The sequence below is a fragment of the Pseudomonas segetis genome (assembly GCF_900188155.1).
GTDB lineage: Bacteria > Pseudomonadota > Gammaproteobacteria > Pseudomonadales > Pseudomonadaceae > Aquipseudomonas > Aquipseudomonas segetis.
In genome coordinates, this window is sequence record NZ_FZOG01000003.1 from 567,862 (window position 1) to 585,536 (window position 17,675).

The 17,675-nt window shown below is 58.6% G+C and carries 16 protein-coding genes; 8 read left to right on the plus strand and 8 right to left on the minus strand.

The genetic code is table 11. The features are described 5' to 3' along the window. Positions 1–13: 13 nt before the first annotated feature. The 4 genes from CHB79_RS13850 (at position 14) to CHB79_RS13865 (ending at position 4,736) form a co-directional block, all read left to right on the plus strand. Positions 14–1,252, plus strand: coding sequence for a 3-hydroxyacyl-CoA dehydrogenase (locus CHB79_RS13850; protein WP_089360331.1), 1,239 nt, complete (start codon positions 14–16; stop codon positions 1,250–1,252). Continuing rightward, a complete protein-coding gene (locus CHB79_RS13855; RefSeq protein ID WP_089360332.1) occupies positions 1,249–3,039 on the plus strand; it encodes an acyl-CoA dehydrogenase C-terminal domain-containing protein in 1,791 nt (596 codons plus the stop codon). Before CHB79_RS13850 ends, CHB79_RS13855 begins: the two co-directional genes overlap by 4 nt. A gap of 65 nt (positions 3,040–3,104) precedes the next feature. Next, positions 3,105–4,268: an iron-containing alcohol dehydrogenase gene (locus tag CHB79_RS13860; RefSeq protein WP_089360380.1), complete on the plus strand. Its 1,164-nt coding sequence runs from the start codon at positions 3,105–3,107 to the stop codon at positions 4,266–4,268. A gap of 33 nt (positions 4,269–4,301) precedes the next feature. Next, a complete protein-coding gene (locus CHB79_RS13865; RefSeq protein ID WP_089360333.1) occupies positions 4,302–4,736 on the plus strand; it encodes an acyl-CoA thioesterase in 435 nt (144 codons plus the stop codon). A gap of 92 nt (positions 4,737–4,828) precedes the next feature. Here the strand turns inward: CHB79_RS13865 and CHB79_RS13870 are convergent, their stop codons facing one another. The 5 genes from CHB79_RS13870 to CHB79_RS13890 all read right to left on the minus strand — a co-directional run bounded on the left by CHB79_RS13870 (position 4,829) and on the right by CHB79_RS13890 (position 10,278). After that, positions 4,829–5,242 (minus strand): glycine zipper domain-containing protein, encoded by a 414-nt coding sequence (locus CHB79_RS13870; protein WP_089360334.1) that lies wholly within the window; start codon positions 5,240–5,242, stop codon positions 4,829–4,831. 137 nt (positions 5,243–5,379) lie between these two features. Further along, the gene (locus CHB79_RS13875) at positions 5,380–5,859 is read right to left on the minus strand and encodes a glycine zipper domain-containing protein (protein ID WP_010489514.1); all 480 of its coding nucleotides are present in this window, start codon (positions 5,857–5,859) and stop codon (positions 5,380–5,382) included. Positions 5,860–6,118: 259 nt separating this feature from the next. Next, complete coding sequence (locus CHB79_RS13880; protein ID WP_089360335.1) at positions 6,119–8,455, minus strand: FdhF/YdeP family oxidoreductase; 2,337 nt, start codon at positions 8,453–8,455, stop codon at positions 6,119–6,121. Further along, complete coding sequence (gene fdhD / locus CHB79_RS13885) at positions 8,452–9,273, minus strand: formate dehydrogenase accessory sulfurtransferase FdhD (RefSeq protein WP_089360336.1); 822 nt, start codon at positions 9,271–9,273, stop codon at positions 8,452–8,454. The genes CHB79_RS13880 and fdhD overlap by 4 nt, the downstream gene beginning before the upstream one ends. 117 nt (positions 9,274–9,390) lie before the next feature. Continuing rightward, positions 9,391–10,278, minus strand: coding sequence for a LysR family transcriptional regulator (locus tag CHB79_RS13890; protein WP_089360337.1), 888 nt, complete (start codon positions 10,276–10,278; stop codon positions 9,391–9,393). A 194-nt stretch (positions 10,279–10,472) separates the two neighbouring features. Here CHB79_RS13890 and lysM point away from each other — a divergent pair, with 194 nt between their 5' ends. Next, complete coding sequence (gene lysM, locus CHB79_RS13895) at positions 10,473–10,913, plus strand: peptidoglycan-binding protein LysM (protein WP_089360338.1); 441 nt, start codon at positions 10,473–10,475, stop codon at positions 10,911–10,913. An 89-nt stretch (positions 10,914–11,002) separates the two neighbouring features. Here lysM and yrfG read toward each other — a convergent pair whose 3' ends face one another. Then, the gene (gene yrfG, locus CHB79_RS13900) at positions 11,003–11,665 is read right to left on the minus strand and encodes a GMP/IMP nucleotidase (protein WP_089360339.1); all 663 of its coding nucleotides are present in this window, start codon (positions 11,663–11,665) and stop codon (positions 11,003–11,005) included. 123 nt (positions 11,666–11,788) lie between these two features. On the opposite strand from yrfG, the gene nudE reads away from it, so the two are divergent. Continuing rightward, positions 11,789–12,355 (plus strand): ADP compounds hydrolase NudE, encoded by a 567-nt coding sequence (gene nudE / locus CHB79_RS13905; RefSeq protein ID WP_089360340.1) that lies wholly within the window; start codon positions 11,789–11,791, stop codon positions 12,353–12,355. Continuing rightward, positions 12,352–13,173 (plus strand): 3'(2'),5'-bisphosphate nucleotidase CysQ, encoded by an 822-nt coding sequence (gene cysQ / locus CHB79_RS13910; protein ID WP_089360341.1) that lies wholly within the window; start codon positions 12,352–12,354, stop codon positions 13,171–13,173. Before nudE ends, cysQ begins: the two co-directional genes overlap by 4 nt. A 112-nt stretch (positions 13,174–13,285) precedes the next feature. Here the strand turns inward: cysQ and CHB79_RS13915 are convergent, their stop codons facing one another. Next, positions 13,286–15,193, minus strand: a complete 1,908-nt coding sequence (locus CHB79_RS13915) for a beta-ketoacyl synthase (protein ID WP_089360342.1) — start codon at positions 15,191–15,193, stop codon at positions 13,286–13,288. A gap of 371 nt (positions 15,194–15,564) precedes the next feature. On the opposite strand from CHB79_RS13915, the gene CHB79_RS13920 reads away from it, so the two are divergent. Beyond that, positions 15,565–17,199: an acyl-CoA synthetase gene (locus CHB79_RS13920; protein WP_089360343.1), complete on the plus strand. Its 1,635-nt coding sequence runs from the start codon at positions 15,565–15,567 to the stop codon at positions 17,197–17,199. 75 nt (positions 17,200–17,274) lie between these two features. Here the strand turns inward: CHB79_RS13920 and CHB79_RS13925 are convergent. Continuing rightward, positions 17,275–17,675, minus strand: a 401-nt coding sequence (locus CHB79_RS13925) for a TRAP transporter large permease subunit (RefSeq protein ID WP_141133416.1), incomplete at its 5' end; no start/stop codon positions are given.

Sequence of the window (17,675 nt, forward strand, 5' to 3'; positions counted from 1 at the left end):
AAGAGGGATAACCATGAGCAGTGTTTTTGATATTCAGTGCGCCGCCGTGATTGGCGCCGGGACCATGGGCCGTGGCATTGTCATGAGCCTGGCGAACGCGGGCATCCAGGTGCTTTGGCTGGACAATAATGCGCAAATGCTTGAGCAGGCGTTGGCAATGGTCGCCAAGACCAACGATCACAACGTCAAGTTGGAGCGTATCACTGCTGAGCAGGCCGCCAAGCGCTTTGCTTGTATTACCCCGGTTGCGGATTACGCCGCGCTGGCCGATGCCGACCTGGTGATCGAGGCGGTGTACGAGAACCTCGAGCTCAAGCAGCAGATCTTCCGCACCCTTGATGCCACGCTCAAGCCAGGCGCGATTCTGGCGAGCAATACATCGGCGCTGGATATCGATGCAATCGCCGCTGTTACCCAGCGCCCGGACCATGTGTTGGGCCTGCACTTTTTCAGCCCCGCACACATCATGAAACTGTTGGAAATCGTGCGCGGCGAAAAGACCTCGAAAGCCGTTTTGGATGCAGCCCTGGCGTTAGGCAAGCGCATCGACAAGGTCAGTGTTGTGGCTGGGAACTGCAATGGATTTATTGGTAATCGCATGCTCCATACCTACGTGCGAGAAGCGCGGATGATGTTGCTTGAAGGCGCTTATCCGCATCAGGTAGACGCAGCCCTGCAAGGCTTTGGCTTTGCCATGGGGCCATTTCGCATGTACGACGTGGTCGGTATCGATCTCGAGTGGCGCGCCCGTGAGCTGGCGGGCAGGGGCCAGGATGCGCCAGAGGTTCAAGTGGACAATCGTCTTTGCGAGCTGGGCCGCTTCGGGCAGAAATCAGGCATGGGCTATTACCGCTATGCCGAAGGCAGCCGCCAGGCAGAGCATGATCCAGAAGTGGATGCGCTGGTGCTTGGTGTTTCCGAGCGGCTTGGCTTCAAGCGCCGTGATATCGGTCCGGACGAAATCCTTGAGCGCTGCCTGCTGGCGCTGGTCAACGAAGGGGCGAAAATCCTTCAGGAAAATATCGCTGCCAATAGCCATGATATCGACCTGGTCTACCTCAACGGTTATGGATTTCCCGCCGATAAGGGCGGGCCAATGAGTTGGGCTGATAGCCAGGGCGTGGCCGATATTCAGGCGCGACTACGCTATCTGCAGGAAAACCGTGGCGAGCATTGGCGTCCTGCGCAGTTGATTTCGCAACTGGCTGCCAGCGACAAGGGTTTTGCTGATGTGCAGGAGGGATCGCTATGAGTTATCAAGCGCCGCTGCGTGATATGCGTTTTGTCATGCATGAGTTATTTGATATCAGCGCACACTGCCAGACACTGGGTAACGGCCTTGAGCGCGAGCTGGTTGATGACGTGCTCGAGGAAGCGGCACGCTATGCCAGCGAGGTGGTCGCCCCGCTCAATCGCAACAGCGACGAGCAAGGTGCCAGCCTGGTTGATGGCCAGGTGACAACGCCGGATGGCTTCAGCGAGGCATACCGGCAATATGTGGATAACGGCTGGGCGAGCATGACCGGTCCGGCTGACTTTGGCGGACAGGCGCTGCCACAGCTGCTGGCATGCAACTTTCATGAAATGCTGATGGGCGCCAGCCTGTCGTTCCGGATTTATTCGGGGCTGACCGAAGGCGCGGTATTGGCGCTCAATGTTCACGGCAGCGAAGAGTTGAAGCAGGCTTACCTGCACAAGCTGGTCAGTGGCGAATGGACCGGCACCATGTGCCTGACCGAGCCGCAGGCTGGCACCGACCTGGCTTTGCTGCGCACCAAGGCCGAACCCCAGACCGACGGTAGTTACCGGGTCAGTGGCAATAAGATTTTCATCAGCGGTGGCGAGCAGGACCTCAGCGAGAATATTGTCCACCTGGTCTTGGCCCGCCTGCCCGATGCGCCGGCCGGGGTCAAGGGCATCAGCTTGCTGTTGGTGCCCAAGTTCATCGCCAATGCCGATGGCAGCCTTGGCCAGCGCAACGCCCTGAGTTGTGGCGCGCTTGAGCACAAGATGGGCATCAAGGGCGCGGCAACCTGCGTCATGAATTTTGATGGCGCTACCGGCTGGTTGGTTGGTGAAGCCAATCAAGGCCTGGCTGGCATGTTCACCATGATGAATGACGCGCGCTTCCAGGTTGGCTTGCAAGGGCTGGGTATCGCCGAAGCTGCTTATCAAGGGGCGCTGCGCTATGCCCGTGAGCGCTTGCAGTCGCGTGCCTTGACTGGCCCGGCTGCGCCTGAAAAGGCGGCGGACCCGATTATCGTGCATCCGGATGTGCGGCGCATGCTGTTGACCCAGAAGACTCTGGTCGAGGGCTCGCGCATGTTGGCGGCCTACACGGCACGCTTGCTCGATCTGGAGCATGGCCATCCCGATGCAGCGGCGCGCAAGGCTGCCGGCAAGCGCGTGGCGCTGCTGATTCCTATAGTCAAAGCATTCTTTACCGACATGGGCCAGGAGGTCGCCAGCCATGCCGTGCAGGTTTACGGCGGGCACGGCTACATCCGTGAGTGGGGCATCGAGCAGCTCATGCGCGACAGTCGCATTACCCAGCTCTATGAAGGCACCAACGGTATTCAGGCGTTGGATTACATCCGCCGCAAACTGCTGGGGGACGGTGGCCAGCAGTTGGCCGAGCTGTGCGATGAGTTCACTCAACTCTGTGCCGCGCAAGCTCAGCGTCCTGCCTTGCAAGCCATGGCCACCACAGTGCAGGCACGCTTTGTCGAGTGTGGTGAATTGACTGCGCAAGTCATAGCTGCATGCAAGCGTGACCCCCAGGAGATTGGCGCCTGCTCGGTGGACTTCCTGCAGTATTGCGCCTATGTGTTGTTGGCAGGCTTTTGGTTACAGGCGGCCGCGCGTGCGCAAGACCAGCTTGATGCCGGTGATACGGATGCTGAGTTCTATCAGGCCAAATTGCACAGTGCGAATTTTTACCTGCAGCGTATTTTGCCGCGTGCCAGCATGCATCGTGAAGCTCTCCTGGGAGGCGCCGACTGTCTGATGGCCATGCCCGAGGCCAGTTTTGCGTTTTAATGGGTGAGGCTGTTGTGGCGCTCCAGGGCGCCGTACGTCAAACCGAGAATAAGAGGACATGGATCATGCGCCCATTCAGCTTTGCGACAACCGCACAGATTATCTGCGAGTCAGGCTCTTCCAATCGACTGGCTGCGCTCTGCCGCGAGCGTGGTGCCAAGCGTGTGCTGATCGTCACCGATCCCGGTATCACCCAGCTTGGCCTGTTGGCCCCGGTGCTGCCTGGGTTTGCCAGCGAACAGGTTGCCTTCGAGGTATTTGACCAGGTTGTTGCCGACCCGCCAGAAGCCATAGTTGACGCTGCCCTTGCCCAGGCGCGGGAACTGAAGGCTGAATTGATTGTGGGCTTTGGTGGTGGCAGTTCGATGGATGTTGCCAAGCTGATTGCCTTGCTTGCTCATCCGCACAACAGCCAGCAGCTGTCTGATATCTATGGTGTAGGTAATGCGACGGGCCAGCGCTTGCCGTTGATCCAGGTGCCGACCACCGCTGGCACGGGTTCAGAAGTCACCCCAGTGGCGATTGTGACCACTGGCGAAACCAGCAAGATGGGCGCGGTTTCGCCGCTGTTACTCCCGGATTTGGCCCTGCTGGATGCTGATTTGACCCTGGGCTTGCCACCGGCAGTGACGGCTGCCACTGGTATCGACGCCATGGTGCACGCGATCGAAGCCTATACCAGCGTACACAAAAAGAATCCGCTTTCCGACATGCTGGCCCGCGAGGCATTGCGTCTGCTGGCGGCCAACCTTGATGAGGTGGTGCACAACGGCAGCAACCGTGAGGCACGCCAGGCAATGCTGCTTGGGGCTTGCCTGGCTGGTCAGGCATTTGCCAACTCACCGGTTGCGGCGGTGCATGCGCTGGCGTATCCACTGGGCGGGCACTTTCACATTCCCCACGGCTTGAGCAACGCATTGGTTCTGCCCCATGTACTGGGCTTCAATGCCAGTGTCGCGGCACCTTTGTATGCGGAGCTTGCGCCACTGGTGCTGGGCGAGAAACTACGTACGGGCGCGGCGGTTGATCAAACCGAGCAGTTCATCATGGAGTTGGCCGATTTCAGCGAGCGCAGTGGCCTGCCAACCCGGCTGCGGGACGCCGGGGTTGGGCAAGACATGCTTGAGCAACTGGCGCGCGATGCAATGCTGCAACAGCGTTTGCTGGTCAATAACCCGCGCGAGATGACCGAGCAGCATGCCTTGGCGATTTATCAGTCTGCGTACTGACTCTTCGATAGCTATTTCGGATAAGGATCCTGCATGAACCAAGCCCAACACCTGCGAACTGATTACCGGCATTTGCAAGCTGTCACCACGCGCTGGCACGACAATGACATCTATGGCCACGTTAACAACGTCACCTACTACAGCTACTTTGATAGTGCCGTGAACAGCTACCTGATCGAGGAGGGTGGCCTGGATATCCACGACGGTGAAGTGGTTGGATTCGTGGTCAGTTCGAGCTGCGATTACTTTGCCTCTATTGCCTTTCCGGATCGGATCGAAATCGGGCTGCGGGTTGGCAAGCTGGGCAACAGCTCGGTGCAATATGAGCTGGCCGTGTTCAAGCAGGGTGAAGAGCTTGCCTGTGCGGCCGGGCGCTTTGTGCATGTCTTTGTTGACCGTCAAAGCAATCGCCCGGTACCCATTCCTGATCAGTTGCGCAGCGCCTTGGCCAGGCTTGTGGTCGAGTAATAAGGCCCTTTCTGCAGGCCCAAGGCCCGAACACACAAAAGCCCGCAAAGATGCGGGCTTTTGTTTGGCAGCCGTGAAGCGTGGAGCAGATGTCAGTGATGCTTTTTGTGCTTCTTGTGTTTGTGCTTGCCATGGCCGTCATGACGGTTGTTATCGTCCGCCAGGTTATTACCCAGCGCACCCCCTGCCGCGCCGCCAAGGCCTGCGCCAATGGTCGAGCCGGTGCTGCCGCCGACCTGGTTGCCCAGTACTGAGCCGCCAGCTGCCCCCAGGCCACCGCCCAGGGCCGCCTCGGTTTTGTTGCCGTCGCGCGAGCTCATGGCGCCACCGGCTGCGCCGCCAAGACCTGCACCTACCGCTGCGCCAGTGCTGCCGCCAACCTGTTGGCCGATAACGTTACCCAAGGCACCACCAACGCCACTGCCAATGGCTACCTTGCCATCGTCGGCGAAAGCCAGAGGTGTTGTCAGTGCGCCAAGCGCCACTGCAATGATTAACTTACGCATAAAAACCTCGTACCAGACGCCCAAATCGGGGAATGGCTGTGTGGAGCCAATGCCCTAAAGGCATGCACACAGCTTCATTGTGTTATTCGATGGTTAAATGGCACTAAAGTTCCTATTGGCGGGACTGCGCTCAGGTGCTATCGACGGCGCCAGCCGCGGTTCCAGTGTTTGTTATGGCGATGCTTGTGATGTTTCCAGCCGCGTCGGTCGCGATCACGGTAGTGGTGGTCGCGACGATGGCCATCGTGGTCGTCAGAGCGGCTTTCATTGGCGTAATAGTTACCCAGTGCGCCACCGGCTCCGCCACCCAGGGCTGCGCCAATCAGGCCGCCACTGCTGCCGCCGATACTTCGCCCGGCAACGTTGCCGCCTGCACCACCCAGGCCGCCGCCAATGGCTGCCTCGGTGCGATTGTGTCGATCTGCGCCGGCGGCACTGCCTGCCGCGCCGCCGACACCCGCACCAATGGCAGCACCTGTGCTGCCGCCGAATTGTTCACCGACAGCTGCGCCCAGCAGGCCGCCCAATGCGCCGCCGATTCCTGTCTCGGTGCCACCTGCGAAAACGCTGGCACTGCTCATGCTAAGGGTCAGGAAAATAATTGAGGAGTACTTCATACGACAATCGCTCAATGGATGTTGATGTCGCGATCCTCTTGTTTGTGCGGCCAGCTGCGCAAGTTAAATCCGACCAGTAACCTGTGTTTTCCACATAGTGTAAATATATGTTTTTCAAGGAGAACTTTTTGATTTGCGACGTTGTCTGAGCCTGATTGCCCAGGCTCGATTTCTGCTGTTTTCAGCATGTTTCGCAGGTCAATTTGCCACTATCGCGGGCTGACTGCCTGCTTGACCGTGCAGATTAAAACTCTCTTTATCAGGCGCTTTTAGCTTCGATCATCTGCTTATCGGCGGCGCTGGCAAACAAGCGGATGGCGATAAATTTTGAGGTTGGAGTAAAGCTGCCGCTGCCGTAACTCTGCAAGGGCACCAGCGGATTGGCCTCCGGGTAGTAGGCTGCTGCCTGGCCCGCAGGAATGTCAAAGGCAAGCAGGGTGAAGCCCGCGATCTTGCGTTCGATATTGTCATCCCAGAGCGATATCACATCGACTTTTTGCCCCGCTTTAAAACCCAGGCGGATGATATCTGCTTGGTTGGCAAAGATGACTTTGCGTTGACCGCTGACACCGCGGTAGCGGTCATCCAGGCCATAAATGGTGGTGTTGTACTGATCATGGGAGCGCAAGGTCTGCATGATCAGGTCAGGTTGCTGGCCACTGCGCCTGGCCTGCTCGGGGATCAGATCCTCAAGTAGCAGGTTGGCCTTGAAATGGGCTTTGCCCGATGGGGTTTGCCACTGGCGCTGGGCAGCTGAGTTGCCCAGATAGAAGCCGCCAGGCTGTTCAAGTCGCCGATTGAAATCAGTAAAGCCGGGGATGGTATCGGCGATCAACTGGCGGATTTCCCGGTAATCGGCAATCAGGCTGTCCCAGTTGACGGGACTGTCACCCAGGGTGGCCTTGGCGATGCCTGCAATAATCGCGGGCTCCGAGCGCATTTGCGTCGATAGCGGGGTTAGCTGGCCATATGATGCATGAATCATGCTGAACGAGTCTTCGACCGTGACCGCTTGCGGGCCGCTGGCTTGTTGGTCGATATCGGTACGCCCCAGGCAGGGCAGGATCAGCGCTTGCTTGCCAATGGTCAGGTGGCTGCGGTTGAGCTTGGTGCTGATTTGCACGGTCAACTCGCAGTTTTGCAGGGCTTTGTGGCTCTGCGGGCTGTCGGGGGTTGCCTGGGCAAAGTTACCGCCCAGGGCGATAAAGACCCGCGTCTGGCCTGCGAGCATGGCGTTGATTGCGGCAACCACGTTATGACCCTCTTCACGGGGTGCGCTGAACTTGAAGCGCTGTTCCAGTGCATCGAGCAGCGCGGCCGATGGCCGCTCGTCGATGCCCATGGTGCGGTCACCCTGAACGTTGCTGTGGCCACGTACCGGGCATAACCCCGCGCCAGGACGACCAATGTTGCCGCGCAGCAGTTGCAGGTTGGTGATTTCCTGAATGATTGCGACCGAGTGCCGATGCTGGGTGATGCCCATGGCCCAGCAGATAATCACCCGGCTGGCCTCGCGGTAGAGCCGTGCGGCGTATTCCAGCTCTTGCAGGCTCAGGCCGGATTGCTCAACCAGTGACGGCCAGGAGCTGGCGTCGAGTACTTGCAAATAGCTGTCTATGCCCTGGGTGTGAGTTTCGATAAAGGCATGGTCAAAGACCGGCGGCAGGTTGTTGGCCGCTGCTTCACGCTCCCACTGCAACAAAAACTTGGCGATGGCGCGCAGGGCGGCCATGTCGCCGCCAAGTGCAGGGCGCAAGAAGCTGGTATTGAGTGGCTCAGAGCCGTTGGTCAGCATCTCGATGGGGTGTTGCGGATGCTGGAAGCGTTCGAGCCCGCGTTCTTTCAAGGGGTTGAAGCAAACCACCTGGGCGCCGCGCTTGACCGCTTCGCGCAGCGGTTCGAGCATGCGTGGGTGATTGGTCCCCGGGTTCTGGCCCAACACGAAGATTGCATCGGCCTTGTCGAAGTCGGCAAAAGTGACTGTGCCCTTGCCAATACCGATGCTTTGACCCAGGGCGACGCCACTGGCCTCATGGCACATGTTCGAACAGTCCGGGAAGTTATTGGTGCCCAACGCCCGGCCAAACAGTTGGTAAAGAAAGGCGGCCTCATTGCTGGCGCGGCCTGAGGTATAGAAGTCAGCCTGGTTCGGGTTGTCGAGTCCATTGAGGTGCTTGGCAATCAACTTGAAGGCATCGTCCCAGGCAATAGGCACATAGTGGTCCGTGGCGGCGTCGTAGCGCATTGGCTCAGTCAGGCGGCCTTGGTATTCCAGCCAATAATCGCTTTGTTCGCGCAGTTGGCTGAGGCTGTAACGCTTGAAGAACGCGGCATTGACCGCGCGGCTGGTGGCTTCCCAGTTGACCGCCTTGGCTCCGTTTTCGCAGAACTTTACCGCGCCGCTTTCTGGTGAGTCGCCCCAGGCGCAGCCGGGGCAGTCGAAGCCGCCGTTCTGGTTGGTCTTGAGCAGGGCGCGCAGGTTCTTCAGCGGTTGCTTGCTGTCCAGCCAGAAGCGCGTCACGCTGCGCAGCGCGCCCCAGCCTGCTGCGGGTCCTGTGTAGGGTTTGTAGCGTGGCGGGGCAACATGCATATTCATTGGCTGGATGACCTTGTCGGTGCCGGGCTGAAAACCCTTGGGGCGCTATGGTGCGGCAGGTGGATCAGGTTGAGGTTGTGTTGCCGCGCCCACTGCACGCTGAGTGTGGTCGGGGCCGACAGGCTGACCAAGGTTTGCAGCCCTGCGCGAATGGCTTTCTGGATAAGCTCCAGACTGCAGCGGCTGGTGATCACCGCAAAACCCTGTTGTGCATCGCTAGCGTTGTTGTGCAGGGCCCCGATCAGCTTATCCAGTGCGTTGTGGCGTCCGATATCTTCGCGGCAGAGGCTGATAGCGCCCTGTGCATCAACCAGCAAGGCTGCGTGCAGTGCGCCGCTGCCGCGTGCCAGTTGCTGCTGCTCGGTGATGCGCTGGCGCAGCTCAAAAAGATGCTCGGCTGGCGGCAGTGGGCGGCTTGGCAATGGCTTCAGCGCGGGGAGGGCCTGATCCAGTGCTTCTACGCCACACAGGCCGCACCCGCTGGTGCCAGCCAGTTGTCGCCGCTGTTCTTTTAGCGCCCAGAATGCACGGTTGCTCAGGGTCACCTGGGCGTTGAGGGCGTCACCCGTGCGCTCAAGCTGGATGTCATAAATCTCGTCAACGCTGTCTATCAGTGCATTGCTCAGGCTGAAACCGGCAATGAAGTCTTTAACGAAGGACGGGGAAACCATCATCACCGCATGGTTGATGCCGTTGTAGCTGATGGCTAGTGCACATTCGTCAGCCAGCGCCACCGCATTGCTGGCGCTGGCCGAGGTCAGCTCGGCGTAGCTGTAGTCGGTGTTTTGGGCGGGTCTTGCAGTTTCGGTACCGGGCATGGGGGTTCCCCAGGTGCGCATTGGTTTAAGCCAAGCCTATTGCTTTGGGCAGGGGGAGTCTAATCGCTATTGCCGATGCCGTGATCGACGCGCTCTATCATATGACTCTAACTGGGTTTATACCTTGGATAACAAGTCTTTAGCTTCATCAAAGCAGGCTTGCGCCAAGGCAGATCGCTGTCCGCTGGCACGCATTATCAGGCCCAGCGGGGAGAGGGTATGGGCGCTCTCTATCGGTACTAAGGCCAGGTGTTCAGTAAAATCGTCCAAGCCGCTGTTGAGTGGCATTACCGCGCAACAGATACCGGCACTGACTGCATGTAGCAATTGGTGGACTGCATCTGTTTCAAGCCGTGGAAGCGGCTTGATGCCGCGTGAGCGCAGGTTGTGGTCGATGGATTGGCGAAAGTGCATGCCGCTTGAAAGCAAGCCCAACGGCAGCTCCGCCAGCGCTTCCCACTTCAACTGTTGATTGGCTAGCTGGAAGTGGCGTCGGTCATACAGCAGCCCCATGCGTGACTCGGCAAGTTCAAGGCTCTGGTAATGCTCGCGATCGAGACGTTCGACATATGACAGGCCGAGGTCAATCTGGTTGCTGCTCAATCGCTCCAGTATCTGTTCGCTGCTCAGTGAAAACAGCTGGAAGCGTAAGCCCGGATGCTGTTTGGCGAAGAGTTTGATCAGGCGCATGGGGTCAAAACCTGCCAGCGGCACCACACCCAGGCGAAGCGTACCGACCAGTTGGCCACGACAGGCGGCGGCTTCTGCATAAAGCCCGTCTTGTGCGGCGATGACGGTGCGGGCCCAGGCCAGAATTCGCTTGCCATCCTCGCTGAATCCCTCAAAGCGTTGACCGCGCAGGACCAGTTCGAGCCCCAGTTCTTGCTCAAGATTGCGCAGGCGCATTGATAGGGTCGGCTGGGTGACGTGACAGCGTGCGGCAGCCTGGCCAAAGTGCCGGGTTTCATCCAGTGCGACTAGGAACTTGAGTTGTTTGATATCCATGCCCAGGCCTCTGTCTGGCGTTCGATTCTGCTGCCTTGCCTATGGCGTTCAGTCAATCGCCTGGGCAGTGTGCGGATGGGAAATCATCATCATTGTTCAGATCAGCGGATCATATCCGTGCTGATTTCAGGCTAGACTTGAGCTTCCGGGCAGTATCCGCTCGGAAATTTTCCAAGGAATTAAGAGGAATAGCGATGAGTATTTTCAGTTTCGTCAAAGAAGCCGGGGTAAAACTCTGGGAGTCAGTGGTCGGCCAGGAGGCGCAAGCTGCTGAGTCACTCCAAGCGCATGTGGCGAAGGTTGGTTTGGGTAATCCCGCTATTCAACTGAGCGTTGAAGGCGAAAAGGTGATTGCCAGTGGTGAAGTCGCCAGCCAGGAAGAAAAAGAAAAGATTCTCCTGGCACTGGGTAACGTTGAAGGCGTATCTGAAGTTGAAGACAAGATCACCGTTGCTACGCCAGCTCCGGAAGCACGCTTTGTGACGGTCAAGAAAGGCGACACGCTAAGTGCCATTGCCAAGGCTGAATATGGCAACGCCAACGCCTACAACAAGATCTTCGAGGCCAACAAGCCGATGCTTAGCCACCCGGACAAAATCTACCCGGGCCAGGTCCTGCGTATCCCGCAGGAATAACAGCTGTCGACGGCCAGGTCATTAGGCCTGGCCGTTCCATCCCGTACGCTTGAGCCTTCAGGCGAGCGGCCTGTTTCGGCTCTGCCTGGCTACAAACCCTGCAATATCGCCCGGTAGTCTTCAACCGCGGCAAACTCCCCTGTATCCCTCGGCCCTTGGTGGCTGTCTGGCTCGCGCACGGCGAGTAGATGGGCGATGCCAAACCGGGCGGCACTGCGCAGTACCGACAAACTGTCATCAATAAACAGGCTTCGCGCCGGGTCGAACACCAAATCCTGTTTGAGGGCGAACCAGAACTGCTGGTTTTCCTTGGCAAAACCATAGTCGTGGGAGCTGATCATGCGTTCGAAATAGCCAGCCAGTTCGATGCGCTCGAGCTTGAGCGACAGTGAATCACGGTGGGCATTGGTGATCAGCACCACTCTTTTGCCGGCTGCCCGCACAGCGTCGAGAAAAGTGTCTGCATCAGGGCGCAGGGCGATCAGTTCGGCGACCTCGCGCTTGAGGTCGCGGATCGAGAGTTTCAATTCACGGCTCCAGAAATCCGTGCAATACCAGTTCAGTTGTCCCGCGTGTTCCTTGAACAGTGGCATCAACTCGGCATCGGCCAGCTCACGACTGATCTTGTGATGTTCGGCGTAGCGCTGGGGGAGGTGCTCCAGCCAGAAGTGGTTGTCGAAGTGCAGGTCGAGCAGGGTGCCGTCCATATCCAGCAGGACGGTGTCGATTTCGCGCCAAGGCAGTGCAGTCATATGCGATTTATCGTCTGTCGGTAAGTTTGGGATGGCCGGGGTCGTATTTGCGCAATCTTCGCGGCTGATAATCCGGGCAAGCGCGGTATGATAACTTGCAAGAATAGTTAAGGAGCTGTCTTCATGCGTCAGAAGCCCACCGTACTCGCCAGTGAAATCGTCGCCAGCAGCCGTTTGTTCCGTGTTGAAGAGCTGCAACTGCGTTTCAGTAATGGTGTCGAGCGCACCTACGAGCGGCTGGTCGGCAAGGGCGTGGGTTATGGCGCGGTGATGATTGTGGCCATGCTTGATGACGAGCATGCGGTGTTGGTCGAAGAATATTGCGGCGGTACCGATGACTACCAGGTGTCGCTGCCCAAAGGTCTGATCGAGCCCGGCGAGGATGTGCTGGATGCTGCCAATCGTGAGCTTAAGGAAGAGGCCGGTTATGGCGCGCGCAAGCTCGAGCTGCTTGCCGAACTCAGCTTGTCGCCTGGCTACATGAGCCAGAAAATCCAGGTGGTGCTGGCCAGCGACCTGTATGAGGAGCGCCTGCCCGGCGATGAGCCCGAGCCCATGCGGGTGGATAAAGTCAGCCTGCGCGAACTGTCGAGCCTGATCCAGCATCCGCTGTTCAGCGAAGGGCGGGCCCTGGCTGCGTTGTACCTGGCGCGCGACATTTTAAGCCAGCGAGGGGAGTTCAGCCTGTGAATGATGCGTTGATTGCAGCTGTTGTGAAGCTGGTACGCGAAGCTGGAAAGGCCACCCTGCCGTATTGGCGCACAGGTGTCGAGGTTACCGAAAAAGCCGATGCTTCGCCAGTCACCGCGGCGGACCTGGCGGCCCACCATATTCTTAATGGTGGATTGCAGGCGCTGGAGCCGGGCACCCCGGTGCTGTCAGAAGAGGCGGCCAATATTGCCCTTGCCGAACGTGCGCAGTGGACACGCTGGTGGCTGGTTGATCCGCTCGATGGCACCAAGGAGTTTATTGCCGGCAGCCAAGAGTTCACGGTCAACGTCGCCTTGATCGAAAAGGGCGAGGTGGTGTTTGGTGTGGTCGGGATGCCGGTCAACGGCGATTGTTTTTATGGTGGCTCGGGGCTTGGCGCCTGGCGCGAAGACGCCCAGGGTCAGGCCCAGGCCATTCATGTGCGCGTGGCACCGGCCAGTGCCTTTACCGTGGTGGCGAGCCGTCGCCACTCCAGCCCGGAGCAAGAAAGCCTGCTGGCCGGTCTGGCTGAACAGGTTGGCGATTTGCAATTGGTGAATGTCGGCAGCTCGCTGAAGTTTTGCCAGTTGGCCGAAGGGCTTGCCGATTGTTATCCGCGGCTGGCACCGACCTCGCAGTGGGATACCGCCGCTGCCCAGGGCGTACTCGAAGGTGCCGGCGGCGAGGTACTGACCCTGCAAGGTGATGCGCTGACCTACGAGGCGCGTGAGTCGCTGCTCAACCCCTTCTTTCTCGCCTTGCCTGCTTCTGCGCAGTGGCGCGGCCAACTGCTGAGCCTGGCCCGTAAGCTGAGCTGAGTGCCCATCTTGTAGGTTGGACAGCGCATCGAGGGCTAGCACCGAAATGCCTGGCCCGAGGTCTTCGCAGAGCGCTACAAATGGTGGATGAAAGTCATCCACCATTTGCTGCCTAGTCGAGCATATCGCTGTAGCGATCATCCTTCTTGAATGTCAGCGGCTGCTCGAAGCCGGGAATGACGATTCGCTCGGTGCCCAGCTCGATCTCGCTGTCGTCGATCAAGTCCTTGCCGAAGTTGTAGATGATATCCAACTGGCCAAGCAGGGCGTTGCGGTCGTACTCGGCTGCTGCGGCGCGGGTTTTCTCGCGACGCTGCAAGTAGGCATTGAACGCCGCCTCGCCATAACGCTTGCGCAGCATGCGCTCGGCAACATGGGGCGCCAACAGCACGCCGCTGGCGTTGTTGCCGCCAAAGCCCTTGGAGTTGATAAAGCACACATCCATCGCCTCCCGGCCCAAGTCGCGGTCCTGGGTGGTGATGCTCAGGTGCTGCTGGTGCACGTCCTCGGCCACTTCGTCTATGGTCTTGATGCCTGGCACTATTCCGTACTTGAAAGTGCCCAGGGCAGAGATGACCTGGTCGCCACTGGCGGTTGCCAGCGAATGCCCAACGAAAGCCTTGACCGCGGTGATCGGCCAGCTTTCGATGCCAAAGGCGCTGGCGATGCGGTTGAGTAAATCGGACTCGGTGGTACGGTTGGCCGGTGTGCTGGAGCCATGCGCATGGACGAAGCTGCGCTTTTGCACTGCTTCGCTGCCGAGCAGCTGGCTTGCACTGGCGACAGCCTTGGCCATGGTCAGGTAATTGCCGGGGCCAGGCGCTGAAATGGACTTCTTGAAGCCGTCGGCATTGATAAAGACGTCCGGCACGGCACCGTGAATGTCGGCGCCCAGTTCCATCGCCAGCTCATCGTCCATGAGCATGACGTACTGGCACGACTCCGCCAGGGTGAAGCCGCAGTTCTTGCCGAAAGGGCGGCTGGCACGCTGGAAGTCGACATCATCAGAGCCTTGTATCTGGCGCAGGCCTTCCTCTGTGGCCAATGCGCCCATGGCGCCGTAGCCTTCGATGCATTCCTGGGTAATGGGGGCTTCACTGTTGCCGATTAAGGCGACTCGTGCCTTGCCCGACTGGATGTGCTCGATACCTTTCTGCAGGTTATAGAGGAAGGTGGCACAGGCGCCGGTGATGCTGCCGGTGGTGCCGACGCTGCCCAATACATAGGCGTTGATAAAGTCGGTCGGCATGCTGTTGAAGCCCAGCGGTAGCTGTTTGGCGGTGACCCGGCCACCCTTGAGGCGCGATTGCATCAGGCCGCCATAACCGTTTTCATCGAGTTGGCTCATGATGCTGCCAGAAAACACCGCGACCTCGTCCGGTGCGACATGCTTGCTGATGACGTGCCAATCAATGCCGGTCGAGCGCAGCGCATCGGTTGCGCCGACGACTGTCATTGCCAGGCCGCGTGGATGGAAACGCGCGTTGTAGAGTTCGCTTGGCTCGAAGCCATTGGGCAATTGGCCGGCCGACTTTACCGGCAGGGCACGGTAGCTATCGATTTTAAAATCACAGCTATCATAAAGCGTGACCCGCACTTCACTTGGGCTCAGGTCTTCAACTGCCCAGTCGGACGGCAGCGGCTCTGGCAACTGCTTGCGCAGGGTGATGAAGCTCAGTGGGTTACCGGCGGTTGCATCAATGGTGATGCTTTTTTGCCAATGGGCGGCATCGACATCGAGGTACTTCTTCTCGATGCGGCGCACCAGTGTCGAGGCAAGGATGTAGGGCGAGAACTGCTCGTCAATCTGGCCAAGGTCCAGCGCTTCACCTTCAAGCGATTGATATTGGCCGTCGACTACCTTGATCAGCTTCATCAATACCGCCAGCCCGGCAATGGTGGCCTGGCGACTGGCCAGGTCCAGTGACTCTATGACTGTGCGACGAAAACCGTGGTGAAACGAGCTGCGTCCGGCTGCGTTATAACCACCAAAACCAACAATAACGGGTAAGCGAGACATGGCGCAGATAACTCCTTGAATAGGTAAATCAGGGCCGGCATAGCTGAATAAATGGAGCCTGTCCTGAATGCGCGGAGAACGCGCAGCCGTGTTTAAATTTTCGGATGCCTATGCTGACGCATTTGATGACTTGTAAGTCACTGTTTCGACCAAGGTAGCGGTTCACCAGTACCTTGCCCCTGATAGGGTTAAGGCTTTCATACTACGGGACTTCTGAAAAGCTGCTGCGCTAGATATCAAGGGGCCAGCCCTTGGCTGTTATCCGCCGGTGGTGCTTGTGTGGTCTTTTTCAGTGGTTTCCTACAGGTCATGGCCTATGTGTCGCCGGCGCCTGTAATAGGCATTATTTCTGGTTTCGCTGGAGAACAATAATGAACAGCAGCAATCCTTATGAGTTTGGCATGCCGCGCGATGCGGCAAATTTTCAAGCATTGAGTCCGTTGAGCTTTCTTGAGCGTGCCGCCTTCGTATACCCGAACAAGCTCGCCCTGATTAATGGCGCGCTGCGCCAAACCTGGGGGGAGACATACAAGCGCTGCGTGCGCTTTGCTTCCGCATTGGCGCAGCGTGGCGTTGGCCTGGGTGATACGGTCGCGGTCATTGCGCCTAATGGCCAAGCCATGTTCGAAGCGCATTTCGCGGTGCCCATGTGCGGCGCAGTGCTCAACGCGATCAACACCCGGCTCGATGCTGAAACCATAGCGTTCATCCTCCAGCATGGCGAGGCAAAAGTGCTGCTGGTCGACAAGGAGTTCAGCGAGACGGTGCAGCGTGCGCTTGGGCAAATGGCCGAGCGGCCATTGGTTGTCGGCATTGATGATGCCGAATACCTTGAAGGCTCGCTGATTGGCGAACTCGATTACGAGGCCCTGCTGGTGGAAGGCGATCCGGATTACAGCTGGAGTCTGCCAGCGGATGAGTGGCAGGCCATTGCCCTCAACTACACCTCAGGCACCACGGGCAATCCAAAGGGTGTGGTCTATCACCACCGTGGCGCACACCTCAATGCGCTGTCGAACGCCATGTGTTGGGATATGACCCGTTTCCCGGTGTACCTGTGGACGCTGCCGATGTTCCATTGCAACGGCTGGTGTTTTCCCTGGGCGTTGGCAGCCTATATCGGGACCAGCGTGTGCTTGCGTCATGTGCGTGCCGATGCCATCTACCCGGCGCTGGCTGAGCATGGGGTTGATCATTTCTGTGGCGCGCCGATTGTGTTGAACATGCTGGCCAACGCGCCGGCCGAGTTGAAAGCGCTGAAGACGCAACCGGTGAAGGTCCTGACGGCTGGCGCTGCACCTCCGGCCGCAGTGATCGAGGCGATGGAAGCGCTCGATTTCAAGGTCACCCACGTTTATGGCCTGACCGAAACCTATGGCCCGAGCGTGGCCTGTGAGTGGAAATCCGAGTGGAACGAAGCCTCGCCTGAGGAGCGCGCCAAATTAAAATCGCGCCAGGGCGTGCGTGCGCCATTGCTGGATGAGCTGATGGTGGCCGACCCCGAAACCCTGCAGCCGGTGCCCAAGGATGGTGAAACCATCGGCGAAATCTTCATGCGCGGTAATGTGGTGATGAAGGGTTACCTGAAAAACCCCACCGCCACAGCCGAGGCCTTTGCCGGCGGCTGGTTTCACTCCGGGGACTTGGCTGTTTGGCATGCAGATAGCTATGTCGAGATCAAGGATCGCTCCAAAGACATCATCATCTCTGGCGGTGAAAACATCTCATCCATTGAGCTGGAGGGCATCCTGTATCGCCACCCTCATGTGCTGGAGGCAGCGGTGGTGGCAATGGACAGTGAAAAGTGGGGTGAGACGCCTTGCGCCTTTATCACCTTGAAACCGGGCGCAGAATCGACCGAGGAGTCTATGCTGCGGTTTTGCCAGGCCCATATGGCGCGCTTCAAGTTGCCGGGCAAGGTGGTGTTCTGCGAGTTGCCCAAGACTTCCACCGGCAAGGTGCAGAAATTCGTCCTGCGTGAACAGGCACGCAAGCTGTCCAACTAGTGCTTGCCTGATTGACGGGATAAAAAAAAGCCCGGCGCAAGGCCGGGCTGAAGAGTTGCAATCGATACGTTTGACCTAGTTCATCCCCAGCCAGTTTGGCAGGGCCATTGAAACGGCCGGGATGTAGGTGATCACCATCAGGAAGCCGAGCAGCAGCATCAGCCACGGCCAGGCGGCGCGGATGACCTGGGTCAGCGGCATGCCGGTCACCGCCGAGGTAACGAACAGGTTCAGGCCCACTGGTGGTGTGATCAAGCCGATCTCCATGTTGACCACCATGATGATGCCCAAATGGATCGGGTCGATGCCCAGTTGCACCGCAATCGGGAACAGGATCGGCGCCAGGATCAGGATGATGGCCGAGGGCTCCATGAAGGCACCGGCCACCAGCAGCACGATGTTCACCACCAACAGGAACTGCCACGGCTGCAAGCCCGCTTCGATCACCCAGGCGGTGATGGTCTGCGGGATTTGCT

Coding starts and splice junctions, on each gene's coding strand:
- CHB79_RS13850 (WP_089360331.1), top strand. CDS start 14: ATGAGCAGTGTTTTTGATATTCAGTGCGCCGCCGTGATTGGCGCCGGG.
- CHB79_RS13855 (WP_089360332.1), top strand. CDS start 1,249: ATGAGTTATCAAGCGCCGCTGCGTGATATGCGTTTTGTCATGCATGAG.
- CHB79_RS13860 (WP_089360380.1), top strand. CDS start 3,105: ATGCGCCCATTCAGCTTTGCGACAACCGCACAGATTATCTGCGAGTCA.
- CHB79_RS13865 (WP_089360333.1), top strand. CDS start 4,302: ATGAACCAAGCCCAACACCTGCGAACTGATTACCGGCATTTGCAAGCT.
- CHB79_RS13870 (WP_089360334.1), bottom strand. CDS start 5,242: ATGCGTAAGTTAATCATTGCAGTGGCGCTTGGCGCACTGACAACACCT.
- CHB79_RS13875 (WP_010489514.1), bottom strand. CDS start 5,859: ATGAAGTACTCCTCAATTATTTTCCTGACCCTTAGCATGAGCAGTGCC.
- CHB79_RS13880 (WP_089360335.1), bottom strand. CDS start 8,455: ATGAATATGCATGTTGCCCCGCCACGCTACAAACCCTACACAGGACCC.
- fdhD (WP_089360336.1), bottom strand. CDS start 9,273: ATGCCCGGTACCGAAACTGCAAGACCCGCCCAAAACACCGACTACAGC.
- CHB79_RS13890 (WP_089360337.1), bottom strand. CDS start 10,278: ATGGATATCAAACAACTCAAGTTCCTAGTCGCACTGGATGAAACCCGG.
- lysM (WP_089360338.1), top strand. CDS start 10,473: ATGAGTATTTTCAGTTTCGTCAAAGAAGCCGGGGTAAAACTCTGGGAG.
- yrfG (WP_089360339.1), bottom strand. CDS start 11,665: ATGACTGCACTGCCTTGGCGCGAAATCGACACCGTCCTGCTGGATATG.
- nudE (WP_089360340.1), top strand. CDS start 11,789: ATGCGTCAGAAGCCCACCGTACTCGCCAGTGAAATCGTCGCCAGCAGC.
- CHB79_RS13915 (WP_089360342.1), bottom strand. CDS start 15,193: ATGTCTCGCTTACCCGTTATTGTTGGTTTTGGTGGTTATAACGCAGCC.
- CHB79_RS13920 (WP_089360343.1), top strand. CDS start 15,565: ATGAACAGCAGCAATCCTTATGAGTTTGGCATGCCGCGCGATGCGGCA.